Origin of the sequence: Mesorhizobium sp. YL-MeA3-2017 (genome assembly GCF_030814575.1) — a bacterium.
Taxonomy (GTDB): Bacteria; Pseudomonadota; Alphaproteobacteria; order Rhizobiales; family Rhizobiaceae; genus Mesorhizobium; species Mesorhizobium terrae.
Map to the genome: position 1 here is coordinate 4,329,606 of NZ_JAUSVH010000001.1, position 21,855 is coordinate 4,351,460.

The following is a 21,855-nucleotide window of genomic DNA, read 5'->3' on the forward strand; positions in this document are numbered from 1 at the left end:
GCCATATGCCGAACAGCTCAGCGCAGAAACGGTCCGGCCTGCATCGTCGCCGGTACCGCCACGCCGAGACGTTCCAATATGCTCGGCGCCAGTTGCAACTGGTCGAGCAGCGCGCCCGGGTCGGGGCCTTCCGCGGCGCCGAAATAATAGAGCGCGAAATCCTGCTGTTCGTCCTCGCGCCCGCCATGGTGGCCGCGGTCGGTCTGGCCGTGGTCGGCGGTGACGACCACCTCATAGTCTGCGTCCAGCCATTGCGGCAGGAAGGCCGCTAGCATGCCGTCCATGGCGTAGCAGGCATGGTCCATTTCGATGCAGTCGTGACCGAAGCGGTGTCCCATCGAGTCCAGCGTGCAGGTATGCAGGATGCCATAGTCGATCGAAAAACGCCGGGTCAGCATGGTCAGCGTGGCAAACAGGTCGACGTCGCTCGGCGTCATCTGGTTCTTGTGGTTGTAGCCGGTCATGGTGTGGAACCGGCCATGCGTGATCGGTCCGCCCGGTTCGTCATATTCCATGTCCTCGACGAGATCGAAGGGATAGCGCCGGAAGAACTCGGACCAGTAGGAATGGGTCACGGCGCCGGTCTTGCCGCCGGCCTTCGATATTTCGGAGAACAGGTCCGGCTGGGTGACGCGGAAGCGGTTCTCGTTGGAAAGGATTCCGTGCTGCTGCGGCGGCACCCCGGTATGGATCGAGGCGTAGCAACAGGCTGAGGTGGACGGCAGCACCGAGCGCATCTTCCACACCCGTGCCGCGCCCGATTGCACCCATCCCTCAAGGTTGCCGAACAGCCGCCGCCAGTTGCGGTACGGCACGCCGTCGAGAATGATGAGCAGAAGCTTGGATTTGAGCGCCATGCGGCAGTTTCCTTCTCCGCCGCATGGCGCGGCATTGCATTTCTCAGGCCTTCAGCCAGCACGAGGCCAGGGCATAACCGTCCATCATCTCGCCTTGCGGATTGGCGACCCAGCCATCCACCTTGCTGGTGGCCGCCGCATCGATGAACTGGTTGAAGAACGGCACGACCATGCCGCCCTGGTCGCGCACCAGCATCGCCATGTCATGGAACAGCACCTTGCGCTTGTCCTGGTCGAGTTCGCCGCGTGCCTTCATCAGCAACTGGTCGAATTCGGGCCGTTTGAAACGCGTGTCGTTCCAGTCTGCCGTCGAGACAAGCGCCGTCGCGTACATCTGTGCCTGGGTGGCGCGCCCGCCCCAATAGGAAAGCGAGAACGGCTTCTTGTTCCACACTTCCGACCAGTAGCCGTCGCCCGGCTCGCGCTTGATCTCGATCTTGATGCCCGCCTTGGCGCAGCTCTGCTGGTAGAGCTGGGCGGCATCGACCGCGCCGGGGAACGCGACATCGGAGGTGCGCAGCAGGATCGAGCCGCTGTGGCCCGACTTCTTGTAATGCTCGGCGGCCTTTTCCGGATCGAACTTGCGCTGTTCGATGTCGGCCGGGAAAAGCGGATAGGCCTGGTTGATCGGGAAGTCATTGCCGACGGACCCGTATCCGAACAGGATCTTGGTCAGTAGCTCCTCGCGGTCCATCGCAAGCTTGAGCGCCATCCTGAGGTCGTTGTTGTCGAAGGGCGCGGTGTCACAGAACATGTTGAAGGGATAGAAGCCGCGGCCTGAAGTTGCCTCCACGGTGACGCCGGCAACGCGCTTGACGAGGTTCACCACCTTCGGCTCGACGCGGTTGATGAAATGCACCTGGCCGCCCTGCAGCGCGGCCAGCCGCGCCGTCGCGTCGTTGATGACCACGATCTCGATCTGGTCGGCATGGCCGAGCTTGTCGCCGCCCCAGTAATTGGCGAAACGTTCGCCGCCATGGCGCACGCCCGGTTCGTTGACTTTGACCTTGTAAGGCCCGGCGCTGATGCCGGCATTCGGATTGTCCTTGCCGCCGTTCGGCTGGATGACCAGGTGATAGTCGGCCATCAGGTAGGGGAAGTCGGCATCCGGTTCGGCCAGCGTGACGATCACTTCCTTGCCGGCAGCCTTCATCGTCTTGATGTTCTTGAGCACGCCGAGCGCGCCCGATTTGGACTTCTCGTCGGCATGGCGTTCCAGCGTGGCGGCCACATCCTCGGCGCCAACGGTCTTGCCGTTGTGGAATTCAATGCCGTCACGGACCTTGATGGTCCAGACCTTGGCATCGTCGGACGAGCCGATCTCCTCGGCGATCATGTTCTCGAGACTGCCGTCCGGCTTCAGCCGGTTGAGGAACTCGCCCCACTGCTTGCAGAAATTGAAGGTGACCTGGCTGAGGTTCAACGCGGGATCGAGGCTGTTGGTCGACTCACCACCCTGCAGGCCTGCCTTGAGGATACCGCCCTTCTTCGGGGTCTGCGCGAAGGCGCGATCGGCAAGCGTACCCGCCATGGCTGCGGTCACGCCGAGTGCCGCGGCGCGGCCGAGAAAATCGCGGCGGCTGATGCCGCCCTTGCCGGCCAGTTTGGCGAGATGGTCGAGTTCGGTTGTCATGGTCTGCTTCCTTCCCTGTTTCGGGCCAGTCTGGCCTCAAGATGGTCACAGTGGCGGCCGCTCGTTGCGGGCCGATGACAGTTAGTTGCCGGCGCTCTCCATGCGCCGGCCCTTGATTGCGCCTTCCAGCCAACCCTGTTCCATCTCCGGCACGGAAGAGAGCAAAAGGTCGGTATAGGCATCGAAGGGCGGCGCCAGAACCTGGCTCTTCGGCCCGTAGCGAACCACCTCGCCGCGATACATGACGGCGATCGCGTCGGCGATCGACTTCACCGTGGCGATGTCGTGGGTGATGAACAGATAGGCTACCTTCTCTTCCTGCTGGAGCTCGAGCAGCAGTTTCAGAATGCCGTTCGCCACCAGCGGGTCGAGCGCCGAAGTCACCTCGTCGCAGATGATCAGCTTCGGCTTGGCGGCAAGCGCGCGCGCAATGCAGACGCGCTGCTTCTGGCCACCGGAAAGTTCGGCCGGATAGCGGTCGAGGAAACCCTTGCCCATCTCGATCTTGTCGAGCAGTTCGGCGACGCGCTGGTCGCGTTCCTTGCCCCGCATGCCGAAATAGAACTCGAGCGGCCGGCCGATGATGGTGCCGACGGTCTGGCGCGGGTTCATCGCGACGTCCGCCATCTGGTAGATCATCTGCAATTGTCTGAGGTCTTCCTTTGGCCGTTCGGCCAGCCGTTTCGACAGTGTGCGCCCGTCGAAGCTGATCGATCCCTCCAGCGGCGGCAGCAGCCCGGTGATGGCGCGCGCCAGCGTCGACTTGCCGGAGCCGGATTCGCCCACCACCGCCAGCGTCTGGCCGGGATGGAGGTCGACCGAAACATCCTTGAGCACCTTGACCGTGCCGCCGCCATAGGCGGCCGTGACGTTCTTGACCGAGAGGACGGGCGCGGGGCTTGCCGGCTTTTCGGTGTGGTCTATCTCGTGTACCGAAACCAGCGCGCGGGTGTAGTCTTCGTGCGGCTCCTTGATGATCTGGTGGGTGTCGCCGCGTTCGACCAGCCGGCCGTGCCTCAGCACCATGATGTCGTCGGCCACCTGCGCCACCACCGCAAGGTCGTGGCTGATGTAGAGGGCCGCGACGTGCGTGTCGCGGATCGCGTCCTTGATCGCCGCCAGAACGTCGATCTGCGTCGTCACGTCCAGTGCCGTCGTCGGCTCGTCGAAGACGATCAGGTCTGGCTCGGAACACAGCGCCATCGCCGTCATCACGCGTTGCAGCTGGCCGCCGGAAACCTGGTGCGGGTAGCGGTTGCCGATGGTTTCGGGATTGGGCAGGCTGAGTTTCTTGAACAGCGCGATTGCGCGCTTTTCCGCCTCGGCACGCGTGGCAACGCCGTGCAGCAGCGCGGCTTCCACCACCTGGTCCATCAACTTGTGCGCGGGGTTGAAGGCGGCTGCCGCCGACTGTGCCACATAGCAGACTTCGCGTCCGCGCAGCTTGCGTACCCCCTTGGTGCCGAGCTTCAGGATATCACGCCCGTTGAATACCACCTCGCCGCCGGTGATCTTCACGCCGCCGCGACCATAGGCCATGGAGGAGAGGCCAATGGTCGATTTTCCAGCGCCGGATTCCCCGATCAGGCCAAGCACCTTGCCAGGTTTCAGCGTCAGCGAAACATCGTGCACCAACGTCACCTTCTTCGGCGCTTCGCCGGGCGGAAACACCCTGGCTTCGATCCTGAGGTTGCGGATATCGAGCAGCATGTCGGGTTTGGGTGTGGTCGCCTGCGCCTTAGCCATTGCCGCGCCCTCCCTTCAGGTCCGAGGTGCGGTTCAGCACCCAGTCGGCGACGAGGTTGACGGAAATGGCGAGCACGGCAATCGCGGCAGCCGGGATTAGGGCCGCGGGAATGCCGAAGACAATGCCGTCCTTGTTTTCCTTGACCATACCGCCCCAGTCGGCGTCCGGCGGTTGCACGCCGAGACCGAGGAAGGACAGCGCCGACAAGAACAGCACCGCATAGATGAAGCGCAGGCCGAGTTCCGACACCAGCGGCGACAGCGCGTTGGGCAGGATTTCGCGGAAGATGATCCAGCCCATGCCTTCGCCGCGCAATTTGGCGGCCTCGACGAAATCCATGACGTTGATGTCGACCGCCACCGCGCGCGACAGCCGGTAGACGCGGGTGGAATCCAGAATGCCCATCACCAGGATCAGCGTGACAACCGTTGTCGGAAGCACCGACAGCACCACAAGTGCGAAGATCAGTGTCGGGATCGCCATCAGGAGATCGACGAAGCGCGACATCAGCATGTCGAACTTGCCGCCGACTGTCGCTGCCGTGAAGCCGAGAATGGAGCCGAGGCAGAAGGACAGCGCGGTCGCCAGTACCGCGATGAAGATGGTGATGCGGGCGCCGTAGATCATGCGCGAGAGCAGATCGCGGCCGAGATTGTCGGTGCCCAGCAGATGGTCCGACGACATCGGCGCCCAGACATCGCCGACGATCTCGCCATTGCCGAAGGGGGCAATCCAGGGCGCGAAGATGGCGCAGATCAGGAACAATGCGGTGAGGATCAGGCCGATCCAGGCGGTGATGGGGATATGTCTCAAACCAGTCACGCGGCCCTCATTTCGGATGCCTGAGCCGGGGATTGGCAAGGATGGCGGCGATGTCGGCGATGATGTTGAGCGTGATGTAGACGGCCGCGAAGATCAGCCCGACGGCCTGCACCACCGGCACATCGCGCTTGGCGACATGATCGACCAGATATTGCCCCATGCCGGGATAGACGAAGATCACTTCCACTACGACGACGCCGACCACCAGATAAGCGAGGTTCAGCATCACCACGTTCACCACCGGCGCGATCGCGTTGGGGAAGGCGTGTTTGCGGATGATCTCGAAAGGCGACAAGCCCTTCAGTTCGGCCGTCTCGATATAGGCCGACTGCATGACGTTGAGGATCGCCGCACGCGTCATGCGCATCATGTGAGCAAGCACCACAAGTGTCAGCGCGGTCGCCGGTAGCGCGATGGCCTTCATGCGTTCTAGGAAGGGCATACCGTCATAGACGGTCGAGATGCCCGGGAAGATCTGCCACTGCACCGCGAAGAAATAGACGAGCAGGTAGCCGATGAAGAATTCCGGCAGCGAAGTCGAGGCCAGCGCCAGGCCTGAAATCAGCTTGTCGACGAAACCGTTGCGGTAGCGCACGGCGAGCAGGCCGAGCCCGATGGCCAGCGGCACTGAAACCGCTGCGGCCCAAAAGGCGAGGAACAGCGTGTTCCACAGCCGTCCTTTGATGGAGGAGGCGATGTCCTGGCCCGACGAAAGCGCGGTGCCGAGATTGCCGGTCAAAACACCGCCCAGCCATTTGAAATAGCGGATGTAGGCGGGGTCGTTGAGGCCGAGTGCCTCGCGCAGGTTGGCCAGAGATTCAGCCGTCGCCGACTGGCCGAGGATGGACTGGGCGACGTCGCCCGGCAGGATCTGCGTGCCGACGAAGATCAACACGGAGACGGCGAAGAGGAGCAGAATGCCCAGCGCGATGCGCTGGGCAATCAGTTTCAGGATCGGCGAACTCATGCCCACGGACACCGGGCCCGGTTCACGCCTGCAGCCAGCATTTGGTCAGGGCGTGACCATTCATCAATTCGCTGTTCACGTCGTCCACCCAGCCGCCGACCTTGGCGCTGGTTGCATCGATATAGTCGTTGAACATCGGAACGATGACACCGCCTTCATCGCGCAGCATCACGCCGGCCTGGCGGTAGAGCGTCTTGCGCTTGGCCGCATCGAGTTCCGAGCGCGCCTGCAGGATCAGCTTGTCGAAATCGTCGCGGAAGAAGCGGGTATCGTTCCATTCGGCATTCTTGAGATAGGCGACCGAATAGACCTGATCCTGCGTCGGGCGGCCGGTCCAGTAAGACATCGAGAAGGGCTGCTTGTTCCACACTTCCGACCAGTACCCGTCGCCCGGCTCGCGCTTGACGTCGATCTGGATGCCGGCTTTCGCGGCGCTCTGCTGGTAGAGCTGGGCGGCGTCGACCGCGCCCGGGAAGGCGACGTCCGAGGTGCGCAGCAGCACCGGGCCGGAATGCCCCGACTTCTTGAAATGGAACTTCGCCTTGTCGGGATCGTATTTGCGCTGCTCGATATCGTCGGAGTACAGCGCGTAGGCCTTGCTCACCGGCATATCGTTGCCGACCGTGCCGTAGCCGCCGAGAATCTTCTGCACCATCTCGTCGCGGTCGACGGCGTATTTCAGCGCAAGCCTCAGGTCGTTGTTGTCGAACGGCGCGGTGTTGCAATGGGCGATGAAGACATAGTGGCCCTTGCCGGCGACGTTGCGGATGGTCACGCCCGGCACGCGCTTGACCAGCGACACGATCTTCGGTTCGACGCGGTTGATCATGTGGACCTGGCCACCCTGCAATGCAGAGGTGCGCGCGGTAGCGTCATTGATGACGATGATCTCGATCTGGTCGGCGTGGCCGCGCTTGGCCTGGTCCCAATGGCCCTCGTGGCGGGCGCCTGCGTGGCGCACGCCCGGCTCGTTGGTCACAACCTTGTACGGGCCGGTGCCGATGCCGGCGGTCGGGTTGTCCTTGCCGCCATTCGGCTGGATCATCAGGTGATAGTCGGCCACCACATAGGGCAGGTCGGCATTCGGTTCCTTCAGCTTGATGACGACGTTGCCGCCATCAGCCTTGACGGTATCGAACTCGGAGATGAAGGCCAGCGCCGCCGATTTCGAGTTCTTGTCGCCATGGCGCTCCAACGTCGCCACGATGTCCTGCGGCGTCAGCTCCTTGCCGTTGTGGAAGGTCACGCCCTTGCGGATCTTGAAGGTCCAGGTCTTGGCGTCGTCTGAAGCTTCGTAGCTTTCGGCAAGCTTGGGTTCGATGCCGCCGGTCGGCGTCACTTCCACCATCTGCTCGCCCCAGCAGCGACCGAACGTGTAGGGAACCTGGCTGGCCCAGAGTGCGGGATCGAGGCTGTCGGTGGCGGCGCCGCCCTGCATGCCTGCCTTCAGCGTGCCGCCCTTGACCGGGCCTTCGGCCTTCGCCGCGTCGGAAAGCAGCGTATTGGCAAACGCTGCGCTAACTCCGAGCGCCGCCGCGCGACCGAGAAAGTCGCGACGGTTCAGCTTGCCGGCAGCCACACGACGGCTCAGATATTCGAGTTCATTCGACATTGGTTCCTCACTCTTTTGGTTCGACCGTTTTGGTCGATTTCTTATTCTTGTGAGGAGGATAATGGACGTAAGGGAAACTTAGGCGCAAGGCAGGATGCGACATGCAGTGCCGCATATGGCGTGTCGTTTTTGAGCAGGTCGTGCGCGTGCGGTTTTTCGCCTTTTCGGAATTGGCGGCTCAGTTGCCGCTGATCCTCGGCTGTTGCGGGCAAAAATCGTGGATTCAGCGGGTCGAACGCGGATTCCTGGCCTAATGACGGGCGCCTTCTGCGCCATCGCTGGAAGAGTATCCTGTTTGCGACGCGGTGCGAGCGAGGCCGTGTCGATGTTCCTGTAACGCGCGGGTGGGCCGCGCGTAACCCCGTACCCTCGACATCAAAGGCGGTACCGGATGCCGAGAGCCTCTAGTTCAGCGGGATGTCGTTGTCGGCCTTGCCGTCCTGATATTCGGCCGAGAGGGCATCATATTTGCCGGCGATGGCGGCGATGCGGCCTTCCAGCCGAGCACGATCGGCCTGCGGCAATTCACGGACCAGGCGACGCAGCGAATAGCTTTTCCAATAGGCGTTCTCGGCATTGTAACCGCCCGGCTCGAGCGTGAAGACCTCTTTCAGGATCTTCAGATCGTGCGGGATCGCGAACGAGTCGCGCGAATCCTCATGGCTGAACAAATAGTAGAAATTGTCGAAGCCGGTCCAGGTGATCGCCGACAGGCACAGCGAGCAGGGCTCGTGCGTGGCCAGGAAGATGGCATCCTTGGTGTCGACGCGTTCGGCCTTCGGCATTTCATAGAAGCGCTTCAGGCAGTGCACCTCGCCGTGCCACAGCGGGTTCTCGGTCTCGTTGTTGGTTTCCGCCAGCACGAGCGAGCGGTCGCTCTTGCGCAGGATGGCCGCGCCGAACAATTTATTGCCGTGTTCGATGCCGTCTTCGGTTTTCGGCACGATGTCGTGCTCGATCACGTCGAGCAGCCGGTCGATCAGCGAAATATCGGTCATGCCTGGAAGTCCTCGGGCAAATGGATTTCGTAGGGATGCGAGAAATAGAATTCCTCGAGGTTGGTGCCGTCGCCACCGCGGTCCACCACCAGGAAATCCTGCGGCTGGCCGATCGGCGTCAGTACCCAGTGCCACAGGTTGCGCTTGTAGTTCACGCCCTGGCCAGGCTTGGTCAGGAAGGCATGCGGCTCACCGGGCCCCGAGCCGTCATCGTCGCACACCACCACCAGGAATGGCCGCGGCGACAGCGGTATGAAGGCCTGGCTGCCCAGCGGGTGGCGCTCCACCATCGCCAGCTTCAGTGGAAACGCGTAGGGCGCGCATTTGAAGATGTTGATGATGACGCGGCCGTTCGGTCCGCCGGCCTCGGCCGTGGCCAGCGCATGGTAGCGTTCGCACTTGCCATCGTTGATCGGATAGTGGTGGGCGCCCTCGGTCTCGATGACCTCGCCGAACCGGGCGAAGGCTTCGCGGGTGAGCGGTTGCGTCTTGACGATCCGGTCCATGCGCAAATCCATCCTGCCGGCTAGCCCCTGGTGAACGGCGTGCCGAGTTTCATGTGTCGGTTGACGTCCTTGTAGAGGAGGTAGCGGAAGTTGCCGGGACCACCGGCATAACAGGCCTGCGGGCAGAAGGCGCGCAGCCACATATAGTCGCCGGCCTGCACCTCCACCCAGTCCTGGTTTAGGCGATACACCGCCTTGCCCTCCAGAACGTAGAGCCCGTGCTCCATCACATGTGTCTCGGGGAAGGGGATGACGCCGCCCGGGCCGATGGTGACGATGGTGACGTGCATGTCGTGGCGCAGGTCCGTCGGATCGACGAAGCGGGTGGTCGCCCATTTGCCTTCCGTGTCGGGCATTGCGATCGGCGCGATGTCGTTCTCATTGGTGAAGATCGGCGTGGGCGCCTCGATGCCGTCGACGAATTCATAGGCCTTGCGAACCCAATGGAAGCGGGCGGTACCGCTGCTTTCGTTGCGTAGGCTCCATTTGGCCGCCGGCGGCAGGAAGGCGTAGCCACCCGGCTTCATTACATGGCTCTTGCCGTCGAGGCGTACGGTGATCTCGCCCTCGACCACGAACAGCACGCCCTCCGCGCCGGTGTCCGGCTCGGGTTTGTCGCTGCCGCCGCCCGGTTGAACTTCCATGATGTATTGCGAGAAGGTCTCGGCAAAACCCGACAGCGGCCGGGCGATGACCCAAAGCCGGGTCTTGTCCCAGAAGGGCAGGAAACTCGCTACGATATCGCTGAATTCGCGCCTGGGGATCACCGCATAGGCTTCGGTGAAAACTGCGCGGTCGGTGATCAGGTCGGTCTGCGGCGGCAGGCCGCCCTTGGGCGCGTAATAGGTGCGGTCGGTCATCTTCATCATATCCATCGGTTCAGACCTAAGCAGGCAAGATATCTTTCAGGCGCAGCAACGCGATGCGTTCCACCTGCTTGCAGGCGGTCTCGAATTCCTCGCTACGGCTGTTGCCGATGCGGGTTTCGAAGGCTGCCATGATCTCTTGTTTGGACTTGCCCTTCACCGCGATGATGAAGGGGAAGCCGAAAGTGGTGACATAGGCGGCATTGAGCTTCGAGAACAACTCGCGCTCCTGATCGGTCAGCGCGTCGAGACCGGCGGAGGCCTGTTCCCTCGTCGATTCCTCGGTCAGTCGCTTGGCTTGCGCCAGCTTGCCGGCAAGGTCCGGGTGCGCGGTCAACACGCCGAGGCGCTCGGTCTCGTTGGCCGAGCGGAAGGCGCGGCAGAGCGCGTTGTGCAGGCCGCCGGCGCTGTCATGCGCCGGGCCGAGTTCCAGTTCATAAGCGCGCTCGGCGATCCAGGGCGAATGCTCGAAGATGCCGCCGAAGCGCTGCACGAACTCGCTCTTGTCCATGCGCGAGGGGCGCAGCGCCGCCGGCTCGTAGGGGTGATGTTCGCGCCAGTGGTTGGCAATGTCGATCCGGCGCGGCAACCATACCTTGTCGTGGTTTTTCACGTAGTCGACGAAACGCTGGAGCGCGGCTGCGCGGCCGGGCCGGCCGATCAGGCGGCAATGCAGGCCGATGCTCATCATGCCGCCGCGCCCTTCCTTGCCTTCGGCATAGAGCGTGTCGAAGGCGTCCTTCAGATAGGCAAAGAACTGGTCGCCAGAATTGAAACCCTGCGGCGTGGCGAAACGCATGTCGTTGGCGTCGAGCGTGTAGGGGATGACCAGTTGCGGCGGGATGGCATTGCCGTGGCCGTCATGGTCGAGCCAGTAGGGCAGGTCATCGTCATAGGTGTCGGAAATCCAGGCGAAACCGCCCTCGGCGGCCGCGAGCTTCACCGAGTTCACCGAGGTGCGGCCGACATAAAGCCCGGCCGGACGCTCACCCACCACTTCCTTGTGCAGACGGATCGCTTCCACCAGGTCAGCGCGCTCGACCTCTTCGGCGTGATCGCGGTAGTCGATCCACTTCAGGCCATGCGAAGCGATCTCCCAGCCGGCATCGGCCATCGCCGCGACCTGGTCGGGCGAGCGGGCGAGTGCGGAGGCAACGCCATAGACCGTCACGGGCACGCCGGCCTCCGTGAACATGCGGTGCAGCCGCCAGAAGCCGGCGCGGGCGCCGTATTCATAGATGGATTCCATGTTCCAGTGGCGCTTGCCTGGCCAGGGCGCCGCGCCCACCACTTCGGACAGGAAGGCTTCCGAGGCGGCGTCACCATGCAGGATGCAGTTCTCGCCGCCTTCCTCGTAGTTGACGACGAACTGTACGGCAACGCGGGCTCCACCGGGCCATTTCGGGTCTGGCGGATTGGCTCCGTAGCCGCACATATCCCGTACGTAACGCATCATTCCTCCCTGCCGGTTGCTCCGGAAGTAATGCCAAGATATCCAAAGCGTTGAACGGCCATTACCACGAAATTTTTGAAACTGCTTTTTGGCTTCGTCCGCTCGACCGGGGCTTATGCATCGCCTTTAATTGGCGCACAATTCATCACTATGTTCGATTGTACCGAGATGGGAGGCGGCAGTTGGCAGAAACCTCGCACACCAATGGCGGGCGTCTGACGACGCACGTGCTTGATACGGCGACAGGCAAACCGGCGGCCGGGCTGCTCGTCGATCTGTTCCGTCTCGACGACGGCAAGCGCGTCCACCTCAAATCCGTGACCACCAACAGCGATGGCCGTTGCGACGCGCCACTGCTGGCCGGCGACGAATTCAGGCCGGGCGAATACGAGCTGGTGTTCTCGGCCGGCGATTACCTGCGCCGCCAGGGCACCAAACTGCTCGAGCCTGCCTTTCTCGACATCATCCCGATCCGTTTTGGCATGGCCGAAACCAAACATTATCACGTGCCGCTGCTGGTCTCGCCCTACAGCTACTCGACCTACAGGGGAAGCTGAGCGCATGGCCAAGCTGAAAACCCGCGCCGAGTTGCGCTTCATCCTCAACGGCCGCGATGTCGCGCTGACCGATGTCGCGTCCGACCAGACGCTGCTCGACTGGCTGCGCCTGTCGCGTTCGCTGAAAGGCTCGAAGGAAGGCTGCGCCGAAGGGGATTGCGGCGCCTGTACGGTTCTGGTTGGCAAGCTTGTCGCCGGCAAGCTGGTCTATGAGAGCGTGAATGCCTGCATCCGCTTCATGGGCTCGCTCGACGCCAGCCACGTCGTCACCATCGAGCATCTGGCCGGCGAGGCCGACAAGCTGCACCCCGTGCAGCGGGCGATGGTCGATTTCCACGGCTCGCAATGCGGTTTCTGTACGCCGGGCTTTGTCATGTCGCTCTATGCGTTGTGGATGAGGTCGCCCGAACCGTCCGACGCCGAAATCGAAAAGGCGCTGCAGGGCAATCTCTGCCGCTGCACCGGCTATGAGGCGATCATGCGGGCGGCGCGCGCCATCTCCAGCTACGGCAAGGCGGCAAAGGACCCGCTGCAGGTCGAACGAAAGGCCGTGATCGCGCGTTTGACGGAGCTGCGGGACGGCGCCCGCGTCGAGGTCGGCACTGGCAAGCACCGCTTCATCGTCCCGGCCGATGTCGACGATTTCGCCAACCTGCTGGAAGCCGAACCCAAGGCCACCATCGTTGCCGGTTCGACCGATGTCGGCCTGTGGGTGACCAAGCATATGCGCGACATTTCGCCGGCGGTGTTTATCTGCGGTCTGGAAGGCCTGCGCACCATCTCGGAAGACAAGGGCGTCATCGTCATCGGCGCCGGCGTCACCTACACGGAAGCCTTCGCACTGCTCGCCAAGCGCATTCCGGCACTCGGCCCGCTTATCGACCGTATTGGTGGCCAGCAGGTTCGCAACATGGGCACGATCGGCGGCAACATCGCCAATGGCTCGCCCATCGGCGACACGCCACCGCCGCTGATCGCGCTCGGTGCAACGCTGACTCTGCGCAAGGGCAGCAAGCGCCGCACCATCTCGCTTGAGAAATTCTTCATCGCTTATGGCAAGCAGGACCGCGAGCCCGGCGAATTCGTCGAATCCGTGCAGGTTCCAGCGCCGGCCGCCGACGAAAAATTCGCCGTCTACAAGATCACCAAGCGGCGCGACGAGGACATCACCGCCACGCTCGGTGCCTTCAGCCTGAAACTGGCCAAGGATGGCACGGTGGCCGCGATCCGCATCGCCTATGGCGGCATGGCGGCAACGCCGAAACGCGCCACTGCCGTTGAAACCGCGCTGCTCGGCAAGTCGTGGACCGAGGCGGCGGTGGAAGCGGCGATGGAGAAATACGCGGAGGATTTCGCGCCGCTGACCGATATGCGCGCTACCGCCGAATATCGTGCACTGGCGGCGAAGAACCTTCTGCTGCGCTTCTATGCGGAGACCACCGGCACCAAGGCACCGTTCCAGGTGTCGCGTTACGAGGCGGCGTGAGATGACCAAGCACACTCCCAACCTCAAGGCGCAAAAGATCGTCGGCGGTGTCCACACCGACCAGCGCCACGATTCCGCGCACAAGCATGTCGCCGGCACCGCGGTCTATATCGACGACCTGCCGGAGCCGGCCGGCACGTTGCATGTCGGGTTGGGGCTCGCCGCCGTCGCGCATGGCAAGCTGAAGACCGTCGATCTGTCGGCGGTGCGTACCGCGCCCGGCGTGGTCGACGTTTTGACCTACCGGGACGTCCCCGGTGAGAACGACGTGTCGCCGAGCGGCATGCATGATGATCCAATCTTTGCCGAGGGCAAGGTTCAGTTCCACGGCCAGCCGGTCTTCGCGGTCATCGCCGAGACGCGCGAGGCGGCACGCAGCGCCGCGCGGCTGGCCAAGATCGAATATGAGGAATTGCCGGCGATCCTCAACATCTGGGGCCTCGACCCGAACAAGGATCGGCAGGTGGTGACACCGCTGACCCTGAAGCGCGGCGATCCCGATGCGGCGATCGCTGCCGCGCCCCGCCGCATCAAGAGCAGCATGCGGCTCGGCGGCCAGGACCATTTTTATCTCGAAGGCCAGGTATCGCTGGCCGTGCCGGGGGAAGACGACGAGGTTACCGTCCATTGCTCCACGCAGGGGCCGAGCGAAACGCAGCATTTGGTTGCCCACGCACTCGGCGTGCCCAGCCACTCGGTGACGGTGGAAGTGCGCCGCATGGGCGGCGGCTTCGGCGGTAAGGAAACGCAGGCCAACCAGTGCGCGGCCATCGCCGCCATCGCCGCCAAGAAACACAAGCGCGCGGTGAAGGTTCGCCTTGACCGCGACGAAGACATGACGGCCACCGGCAAGCGGCATGATTTCGTCATCGACTACGACGTCGGTTTCGACGACGAGGGCAATATTCTGGGCGTCGACTTCATGTTCGCGCTCAATGCCGGCTTCTCGGCCGACCTCTCCGGCCCGGTCGGCGATCGCGCGCTGTTCCACTGCGACAACGCCTATTTCTACCCGCACGTGCATGCCAAGTCGGCGCCGCTCTACACCAACACGGTCTCCAACACCGCCTTCCGCGGCTTCGGCGGCCCGCAAGGCATGGTCGGTGCCGAGCGTATCATCGAGGAAGTGGCCTTCGCCGTCGGCAAGGACCCGCTCGAAATCCGCAAGCTCAATTTCTACGATGCGATGGGCGCGAAGGGCGAACGCAACGTCACGCCCTATCACCAGAAGGTCGAGGACAACATCATCCACCGCATCGTCGCCGAGCTCGAGCAGAGCGCGGACTATGCACGGCGCCGCCGCGAGATCGCGGCGTTCAACGCCAACAGCCGCTTCGTCAAGCGCGGCATCGCGCTCACACCGGTGAAGTTCGGCATCTCCTTCACCAAGACCGAGTCCAACCAGGCCGGCGCGCTGGTGCATGTCTATAACGACGGTTCGGTGCACATGAACCATGGCGGCACCGAAATGGGCCAGGGTCTGCACCTCAAGGTGGCGCAGGTGGTGGCCGAGGAATTCCAGATCGACCTCGAGCGCGTCAAGATCACCGCCACCACCACCGCCAAGGTGCCCAACACCGCGCCCACGGCGGCGTCTTCCGGCGCCGATCTCAACGGCATGGCCGCCCAGAACGCGGCGCGCCAGATCAAGCAGCGGCTGATCGACTTCGCCGCCGAGAAATATTCCGTACCGGCCGACCAGGTGGTGTTCCTGCCCAACCGGGTGCGTGTCGGCAACCAGGAGATTTCCTTCAACGATCTGGTCAAACAGGCCTATCTCAACCGCATCCAGCTTTCGGCGGCCGGTCACTACAAGACGCCGAAAATCCACTGGGATCGTGCCAAGGGGCGTGGTCACGCCTTCTACTATTATGCCTATGGCGCGGCCTGCTCCGAAGTCACCATCGACACGCTGACCGGCGAATACATGGTCGAACGCACCGACATCCTGCACGACACCGGCCGCTCGCTGAACCGGGCGATCGACATCGGCCAGGTCGAGGGCGGTTTCGTCCAGGGCATGGGCTGGCTCACCACCGAGGAATTGTGGTGGGACGGCAAGGGCCGGCTGCGCACGCATGCGCCGTCCACCTACAAGATCCCGCTGGCGTCAGACCGGCCGAAGATCTTCAACGTGGCGCTGACCGACTGGTCGCAGGCCTATGAGCCGACCATCCATCGCTCCAAGGCCGTTGGCGAGCCGCCGCTGCCTCTGGGCATCTCGGTTTTGCAGGCTCTCTCCGACGCGGTGGCGAGTGTTGCCGACCACAAGATCTGTCCGCGCCTCGACGCGCCGGCGACGCCGGAGCGGGTGCTGATGGCGGTCGAACGACTGAAGAAGGAAGCGCGCGGCAGGGTCTGAAGCCGCCGCGCGGGCAATTTGAAGCGAAAAATGCTATATTCCCAGGGCGGGAATGCGATCATGACCTCGAAAGTCCAGGATCTGAAAGAATTTCTCGGCAGTGCTGGCGCGATTGCACTGGTTGAGGTTGCCGGCACGCGTGGCTCCACCCCGCGAGAGAAGGGCGCGTATATGCTCGTCTCGCCGGAAGCCATTTACGGCACGATCGGCGGCGGTCAGCTTGAATACATGGCGATCGACAAGGCCCGTCAGATGCTGGGCGTTCCGCTGAAACGCGGCGGCAAGCAGGTTGCTGCGCAGCGCATCGATGTCCGCGAGGTCTGTGCGACGCTGGATGTTCCGCTCGGGCCGGAGATCGGCCAATGCTGCGGCGGCCGCGTCGAGGTGCTGATCCGATTGGTGGACGAGACGCGTGCAGCCGAGTTGGTCGCGGCGGCGGAAGCCGAGGAGGATCACCTGCCGCATCTCTACATCTTCGGCGGTGGCCATGTCGGCAAGGCGCTGGCCGCCTCCATGTCGCTCTTGCCGGTGCATGTCGTCGTCGTCGAGAGCCGCGCAGAAGAACTGGACGGCATCACCGACGCGGTCGAGACAAGGTTGACGGCGATGCCGGAGGAAATGGTGCGCGAGGCGCCGTCGGGCTCGGCCTTCGCCGTGCTCACGCATGACCACGCGCTGGATTTCCTGATCGCCGCCGAGGCGCTGAAGCGCACCGACACGGCCTATGTCGGCATGATCGGCTCCAAGACCAAGAAGGCGACGTTCAGGAACTGGTTCCTAAAGACCGCGGGCGGCACCGAGGCCGAATTCGAACGGCTTGTCTCGCCGATCGGCGGCGATGCCGTCAAGGACAAGCGCCCGCCCGTGATCGCGGCTCTGGCCGCCGCCGAGATGATGACGGCGCTCTCGTTGCACCAGGCACGGGCAGGCGCGGAAGTCGCTTAAGCCTTCGCGTTGCCGCCCTAATTGACGCTAAGCACCGCCGCCCCTTCACTCCTTCTCCTGAGTGTGGGCTTCCAGGAACCACAGCGATTTGTCGAGCGCACGCGAATAGGCGGTGAAGATGTCGGCGGTGTCCGCGTCGCCGGCTTCGCTGGCCTCGTCGATCGCCGTGCGGGCGGACTTCGCCACCGCCGCATAGTGGCTGATCAGCGCGGCGAGATGATCCTTGGTCTTGTGGATGTCAGTCGGGTAGGGCTTCAGTGGGCTGGCCTTTGCCACTTCCTGCGACGTGCCGATGGCCGTACCGCCCAGCTGCACCGCGCGCTCGGCGATGGTGTCGACATGGTCGTCCAGTTCGGTCCTGAAACCGTCCAGCATTTCGTGGATCGCGATGAACTGCGGTCCCTTCACATTCCAGTGCGCCTGCTTGGTGATGAGCGCGAGGTCGATGGCTTCTGCCAGCCGCGCGTTGAGAATGGCGATCGAGGTCGCCCTGGTGTTGGATTTCAGGTCGTTCTTGGTGTGGATGGAAGCCATTGGGGGTCTCCTGGTTTCGCTGCGGATTTGCAGGATGGGGGAATGGCGGACCAAGATTGGCGTCCCCGTGCGGTTCCCGCAAGCCGCAATCATCGACCCTGCGACTCGTTCCGCCTATTTTCCGGCCAGGATGTCCTTGATCAATTTCTGGCAACGATCCGCCATGAAGTCGAGCAGCAGCCGCACCTTCGGGTCCTGCAGCTTCTTGTGCGGATAGACGGCGGCGAATTGCACCGGCGTCGGTGGCGTCTTGGTCAGGATGACCTTCAGCCGCTGCTCGCGGATGAACGGTTCGACCTCGAAGCGTGGCTTGTTGATGATGCCGCGTCCCGCCAGCGCCCATTCGGTCAGCACGTCGCCGTCGTCGCTGTCGAAGGGGCCGTGCACTTCGAACTTCACCGGGCCTTCCGGCATCTGCAGCATCCAGAAGAATTCGCGCGAACCGGGATAGCGCAGCATCAGGCAATCGTGCTTCTTGCCCATCATCTCGCTGGCATCGCTCGGTTCGCCGCGCGCCTCCAGATATTTGGGCGAGGCGACCAGCACGCGCTCGCATTCCATGATGCCGCGCATCCTCAGCGAGGAATCCTCGATCACACCCAGCCGGAAGGCTACATCGATGCCTTCCTTGAGGATGTCGACATTGTGATCGGAGAGCCGCAGGCGCACTTCGATGTCGGGATATTTGTCGTGGAAATCCGGAATGCCGGAGGCGATCAGTCGGCGCCCGAGGCCGAGCGGCGCGGTGACGCGGATGGTGCCGCGCGGCTGGCCGGACAGCGCCGAAACCGCCGCCTCGGCCTCGGTGATGGCGTCCAGAACCTGCTTGGCACCGCTATAGAACACCGTGCCGTGCTCGGTCGGCATCAACTGTCTCGTCGTGCGGTTGAACAGCCGCACGCCGAGGTGTTTTTCCAGTTCCTTGATGCGGTTCGAGGCGACGGCCGGCGAAATGCGCATATCGCGACCCGCCGCCGACAGGTTGCCCAATTCGACGACGCGGACGAAGACGGCGATGTTATCGAGATAAGCCATTGTGTCGGCGTCCCCCTCTGCGCCTGATTTAAGATAACGCTACTATTTTCCAATTTTTTTTGAAAGTCATCGTGTTGTCTACCTCTTTCCGTTTGCGCGGCAGCCCGTAATGTCGCCTCATCGGCACGAAAGGGTGGAGCATGCTGGACTATGTGATCATCTGGGATTGGCTGGCATTCGCGGTGCGGTGGCTGCACGTCATCACCGGTATCGCATGGATCGGCTCGTCCTTCTATTTCGTCGCGCTCGACCTTGGCCTGCGTCAGCGGCCCGGCCTGCCTGCCGGCGCCCATGGCGAGGAATGGCAGGTCCATGGCGGCGGCTTCTACCATATCCAGAAGTACCTGGTGGCGCCGGCCGAAATGCCGGAGCATCTGACCTGGTTCAAATGGGAATCCTACGCCACCTGGCTCTCGGGTTTCGCCATGCTGGCCATCGTCTATTACGCCGGCGCGGACCTGTTCCTGGTCGACCGCAACGTGCTCGACGTTTCGGCACCCGTCGCCATCCTCATCTCGCTGGCCTGTCTGGCGTCGGGGTGGATCGTCTACGACCTGCTCTGCCGCTCGCCGCTCAAGAACCACGACACGCTGCTGATGCTGGTGCTCTACTGCGTGCTGGTCTTCATGGCCTGGGGCCTGACGCATCTGTTCACCGGTCGCGCCGCTTTCCTGCACCTCGGCGCCATCACTGCCACGATCATGTCAGCCAACGTGTTCATGGTCATCATTCCGAACCAGAAGATCGTCGTCGCCGACCTGATCGCCGGCCGCAAGCCGGACCCGAAATACGGCAAGATCGCCAAGACCCGTTCGACGCACAACAACTACCTGACGCTGCCGGTGTTGTTCCTGATGCTGTCGAACCATTATCCGCTGGCGTTTGGCACGCAGTTCAACTGGATCATCGCTTCGCTGGTGTTCCTGATCGGCGTGCTCATCCGCCATTATTTCAACTCCCAGCACGCCAGGAAGGGCAACCCGACCTGGACCTGGCTGGCCGCTGCCATCCTGTTCGTGATCATCATGTGGCTGTCGACCGTGCCCAAGGTGCTAACCGGCGAGCAGAAGGTCTCCTCGGCCGCCGGGATCTACACCGCCTCGGCACATTTCCCTGCCGTGCGCGACACCGTGCTCGGCCGCTGCTCGATGTGCCACACGCCGGAGCCGGCCTATGAAGGCATCTACCATGCGCCGAAGGGCGTCGTGCTGGACAATGATGCTGCCATTGCCGAACACGCCAAGGAGATTTATCTGCAGGCCGGCCGCAGTCATGCGATGCCCCCGGGCAACGTTACCCAGATCACCGACAAGGAGCGCGCGCTTCTGGTCACCTGGTTTGAAGAGTCCGGGAAAAAGCAGAACTAGACCAGCGATGTCCTTATCGGGCGCCTTCGCGTTTCGTTTCTGACCGCCCTCGCTCGTTTAGCGGGGCACGGCGGCTGCCGCGGCAAGGGCTAAATCCTCCCCGCTTGTCGGAGGATGGCGGCCTCAAGAGCGAACGATGTTCGCGTATTTTGACATGGAAGTTGGAGCGATATGACCACTACCCTCCTGCGCGGCCGCACCCTCTCTTTCCTGCGTTGGCCGGAAAGCGTCGACGATCATGCCGCCTATGCCTATGAGGAGGACGGCGCCATTCTGGTAGCCAATGGCAAGATCGTCGCCTCCGGTCCTTATGCTCAGGTCGCCGCTCGCGCCGGTTCCAGCGCCCGGGTGATCGACCACCGCCCGCATCTGCTCATGCCGGGCTTCATCGACGCGCATGTACACGTGCCGCAGATGCAGATCATAGCCAGCTACGGCGCCGAACTGCTCGACTGGCTCAACACCTACACTTTCCCTGAAGAATCGACCTTCGAGAACGCCCAGCATGGTCGCCGCATCTCGCGCCTGTTCCTTGATGAGATGATCCGCCACGGCACCACCACGGTCGCCGCCTACTGCTCCGTGCACAAGCAGTCGGCCGAGGCATTCTTCGCCGAGGCCTATGATCGTGACATGCTGGTGATCGCCGGCAAGGTCATGATGGACCGCAACGCGCTCGAAGCCGTGCACGATACGCCACAGTCGAGCTATGACGATACCAAGGCGCTGATTGCCGCCTGGCACGGCAAGGGCCGTGGCCTTTATGCGATCACGCCGCGCTTCGCCATCACCTCGACGCCCGAGCAGATGGAAATGGCACAGGCGCTGGCGCGTGAGCATCCCGACCTGCATGTGCAGACGCATCTGTCGGAAAACCATGCCGAGATCGCCTTTACCCAGCAGCTCTATCCTTGGGCGAAGGACTACACCCATGTGTATGAGCACTACGGCCTGATGGGTTCGAAGACGCTCCTCGGCCACTGCATCCATCTGTCCGAGCGCGAGGCCGATGTCTTGTCGGACACTGGCTCGGTGGCGGTGTTCTGCCCGACGTCCAATCTGTTCCTCGGCTCCGGCCTGTTCGATTATCAGCGCTTCCGGCGCCGGGAGAAGCCGCTGCGTATCTCCACCGCGACCGATGTCGGCGGCGGCACCAACTATTCCATGCTGCGCACGATGGACGAAGCCTACAAGGTGATCGCCCTGCAGGGCGAGAAGCTCAATCCGTTCCAGTCCTTCTGGCAGATCACACGCGGCAATGCCGAGGCCCTGTCGGTGGTCGACCGTGTCGGCACGCTGGAAGCCGGAACGGACGCCGACATCGTCGTGCTCGATTCTGCCTCGACGCCATCGATGCGGCTGCGTTCAGAGCGTATCAAGACGCTGGCCGAGGAGCTTTTCCTCATGCAGACGCTTGGCGACGACCGCACGGTCAAGGAGGTCTATGTCGCTGGCAAGCCGGCCAAGAGCGATCTCGTGGTGAGCAATTCCTGATCGGCACTTGACCTAAGGGCCGATTACCGTAAACGCGAAAGGCTGGTCCAAGCCGTTCTGGGAGGAAACATGGCCGCGAGCGACGATATCGAGGCGATCAAGCGCCAGGAGGCGGCGCTCGTCTTCGAAAGGTTCGACGAGGCCGTTGCCTTCGAAATCGGCAGCGCGATCCGGACACGGGCTCTCCGGGAGAACCTGCCGATCATCGTTGATATCCGCACATTCGACCGGCCGCTGTTCTATGCCGCGATGCCAGGCTCCAATGCCTCCAATCCGGATTGGGCGCGGCGCAAGATCAATGTGGTGAAACGCTATCTGCGCAGCACCTATCGTCTGGTGCTGGAACAGCAGCGCCCGGATCGCACCTTCAAGGTGGGCGAGGGACTGGACATTGCTGAATACGTGCTGGCCGGCGGTGGCTTCCCCGTGACGGTGAAGGGCGCTGGTGTTATCGGTGTCATCGCCGTATCCGGCCTGCCGGAGCGCGAGGACCACAACGTCGTCGTCGACGCGCTCTGCGATCATCTCCGCGCCGATCGCGCCAGCCTTACCCTTCCCGCCGCCGAAGCATGATCCTTCGGCCGCATTGACGTGACAGCCGCACAAGGCCCGCA

At 63.0% G+C, this 21,855-nt stretch carries 19 protein-coding genes; 7 read left to right on the plus strand and 12 right to left on the minus strand.

From position 1 onward, the window contains the following. Window positions 1-17 precede the first annotated feature (17 nt). The 10 genes from QFZ88_RS20395 to puuE form a co-directional block, all read right to left on the minus strand. Complete coding sequence (locus QFZ88_RS20395) at window positions 18-857, minus strand: alkaline phosphatase family protein (protein ID WP_024925910.1); 840 nt, start codon at window positions 855-857, stop codon at window positions 18-20. A 43-nt stretch (window positions 858-900) separates the two neighbouring features. After that, window positions 901-2,490, minus strand: coding sequence for an ABC transporter substrate-binding protein (locus QFZ88_RS20400; RefSeq protein ID WP_024925911.1), 1,590 nt, complete (start codon window positions 2,488-2,490; stop codon window positions 901-903). Between the two features lie 81 nt (window positions 2,491-2,571). Then, window positions 2,572-4,236 (minus strand): ABC transporter ATP-binding protein, encoded by a 1,665-nt coding sequence (locus tag QFZ88_RS20405; protein WP_024925912.1) that lies wholly within the window; start codon window positions 4,234-4,236, stop codon window positions 2,572-2,574. Further along, window positions 4,229-5,059 (minus strand): ABC transporter permease, encoded by an 831-nt coding sequence (locus QFZ88_RS20410; RefSeq protein WP_024925913.1) that lies wholly within the window; start codon window positions 5,057-5,059, stop codon window positions 4,229-4,231. The genes QFZ88_RS20405 and QFZ88_RS20410 overlap by 8 nt, the downstream gene beginning before the upstream one ends. A gap of 7 nt (window positions 5,060-5,066) precedes the next feature. Next, window positions 5,067-6,026 (minus strand): ABC transporter permease, encoded by a 960-nt coding sequence (locus tag QFZ88_RS20415; protein ID WP_024925914.1) that lies wholly within the window; start codon window positions 6,024-6,026, stop codon window positions 5,067-5,069. Window positions 6,027-6,048: 22 nt separating this feature from the next. Further along, on the minus strand, window positions 6,049-7,638 hold the full coding sequence (locus QFZ88_RS20420) for an ABC transporter substrate-binding protein (RefSeq protein WP_024925915.1): 1,590 nt from the start codon (window positions 7,636-7,638) through the stop codon (window positions 6,049-6,051). Window positions 7,639-8,042: 404 nt separating this feature from the next. Then, window positions 8,043-8,636, minus strand: a complete 594-nt coding sequence (locus QFZ88_RS20425; protein WP_024925916.1) for a nucleoside deaminase — start codon at window positions 8,634-8,636, stop codon at window positions 8,043-8,045. Continuing rightward, window positions 8,633-9,142, minus strand: a complete 510-nt coding sequence (locus QFZ88_RS20430; RefSeq protein WP_024925917.1) for an ureidoglycolate lyase — start codon at window positions 9,140-9,142, stop codon at window positions 8,633-8,635. Before QFZ88_RS20430 ends, QFZ88_RS20425 begins: the two co-directional genes overlap by 4 nt. Before the next feature lie 20 nt (window positions 9,143-9,162). Further along, window positions 9,163-10,002: a bifunctional allantoicase/(S)-ureidoglycine aminohydrolase gene (locus QFZ88_RS20435; RefSeq protein ID WP_024925918.1), complete on the minus strand. Its 840-nt coding sequence runs from the start codon at window positions 10,000-10,002 to the stop codon at window positions 9,163-9,165. 25 nt (window positions 10,003-10,027) lie between these two features. Next, window positions 10,028-11,461 carry an allantoinase PuuE gene (gene puuE / locus QFZ88_RS20440; RefSeq protein ID WP_024925919.1) on the minus strand — a complete coding sequence of 478 codons (1,434 nt, stop codon included), beginning with the start codon at window positions 11,459-11,461 and terminating at the stop codon, window positions 10,028-10,030. A 182-nt stretch (window positions 11,462-11,643) separates the two neighbouring features. Here puuE and uraH point away from each other — a divergent pair, with 182 nt between their 5' ends. Genes uraH through xdhC form a run of 4 tightly spaced genes read left to right on the plus strand, consistent with a single transcriptional unit; the run spans window position 11,644 to window position 16,811 of the window. Continuing rightward, window positions 11,644-12,018, plus strand: a complete 375-nt coding sequence (gene uraH, locus QFZ88_RS20445; protein ID WP_024925920.1) for a hydroxyisourate hydrolase — start codon at window positions 11,644-11,646, stop codon at window positions 12,016-12,018. A gap of 4 nt (window positions 12,019-12,022) precedes the next feature. Then, on the plus strand, window positions 12,023-13,504 hold the full coding sequence (gene xdhA / locus QFZ88_RS20450) for a xanthine dehydrogenase small subunit (protein WP_024925921.1): 1,482 nt from the start codon (window positions 12,023-12,025) through the stop codon (window positions 13,502-13,504). Window position 13,505: 1 nt separating this feature from the next. Beyond that, on the plus strand, window positions 13,506-15,866 hold the full coding sequence (gene xdhB / locus QFZ88_RS20455; RefSeq protein ID WP_024925922.1) for a xanthine dehydrogenase molybdopterin binding subunit: 2,361 nt from the start codon (window positions 13,506-13,508) through the stop codon (window positions 15,864-15,866). A gap of 60 nt (window positions 15,867-15,926) precedes the next feature. Next, on the plus strand, window positions 15,927-16,811 hold the full coding sequence (xdhC, locus tag QFZ88_RS20460) for a xanthine dehydrogenase accessory protein XdhC (protein ID WP_024925923.1): 885 nt from the start codon (window positions 15,927-15,929) through the stop codon (window positions 16,809-16,811). Window positions 16,812-16,856: 45 nt separating this feature from the next. On the opposite strand, the gene dps is transcribed toward xdhC, so the two are convergent. Then, window positions 16,857-17,345 (minus strand): DNA starvation/stationary phase protection protein Dps, encoded by a 489-nt coding sequence (gene dps, locus QFZ88_RS20465; RefSeq protein WP_024925924.1) that lies wholly within the window; start codon window positions 17,343-17,345, stop codon window positions 16,857-16,859. A gap of 114 nt (window positions 17,346-17,459) precedes the next feature. After that, on the minus strand, window positions 17,460-18,380 hold the full coding sequence (locus tag QFZ88_RS20470; RefSeq protein WP_024925925.1) for a LysR family transcriptional regulator: 921 nt from the start codon (window positions 18,378-18,380) through the stop codon (window positions 17,460-17,462). Window positions 18,381-18,520: 140 nt separating this feature from the next. On the opposite strand from QFZ88_RS20470, the gene QFZ88_RS20475 reads away from it, so the two are divergent. The 3 genes from QFZ88_RS20475 to QFZ88_RS20485 all read left to right on the plus strand — a co-directional run bounded on the left by QFZ88_RS20475 (window position 18,521) and on the right by QFZ88_RS20485 (window position 21,814). Continuing rightward, entirely contained in the window at window positions 18,521-19,747 is a 1,227-nt protein-coding gene (locus QFZ88_RS20475) for a urate hydroxylase PuuD (RefSeq protein WP_024925926.1), read from the plus strand. 171 nt (window positions 19,748-19,918) lie between these two features. Then, the gene (guaD, locus tag QFZ88_RS20480) at window positions 19,919-21,241 is read left to right on the plus strand and encodes a guanine deaminase (protein WP_024925927.1); all 1,323 of its coding nucleotides are present in this window, start codon (window positions 19,919-19,921) and stop codon (window positions 21,239-21,241) included. Between the two features lie 69 nt (window positions 21,242-21,310). Then, complete coding sequence (locus tag QFZ88_RS20485; RefSeq protein WP_024925928.1) at window positions 21,311-21,814, plus strand: heme-degrading domain-containing protein; 504 nt, start codon at window positions 21,311-21,313, stop codon at window positions 21,812-21,814. Window positions 21,815-21,855: the final 41 nt, after the last annotated feature.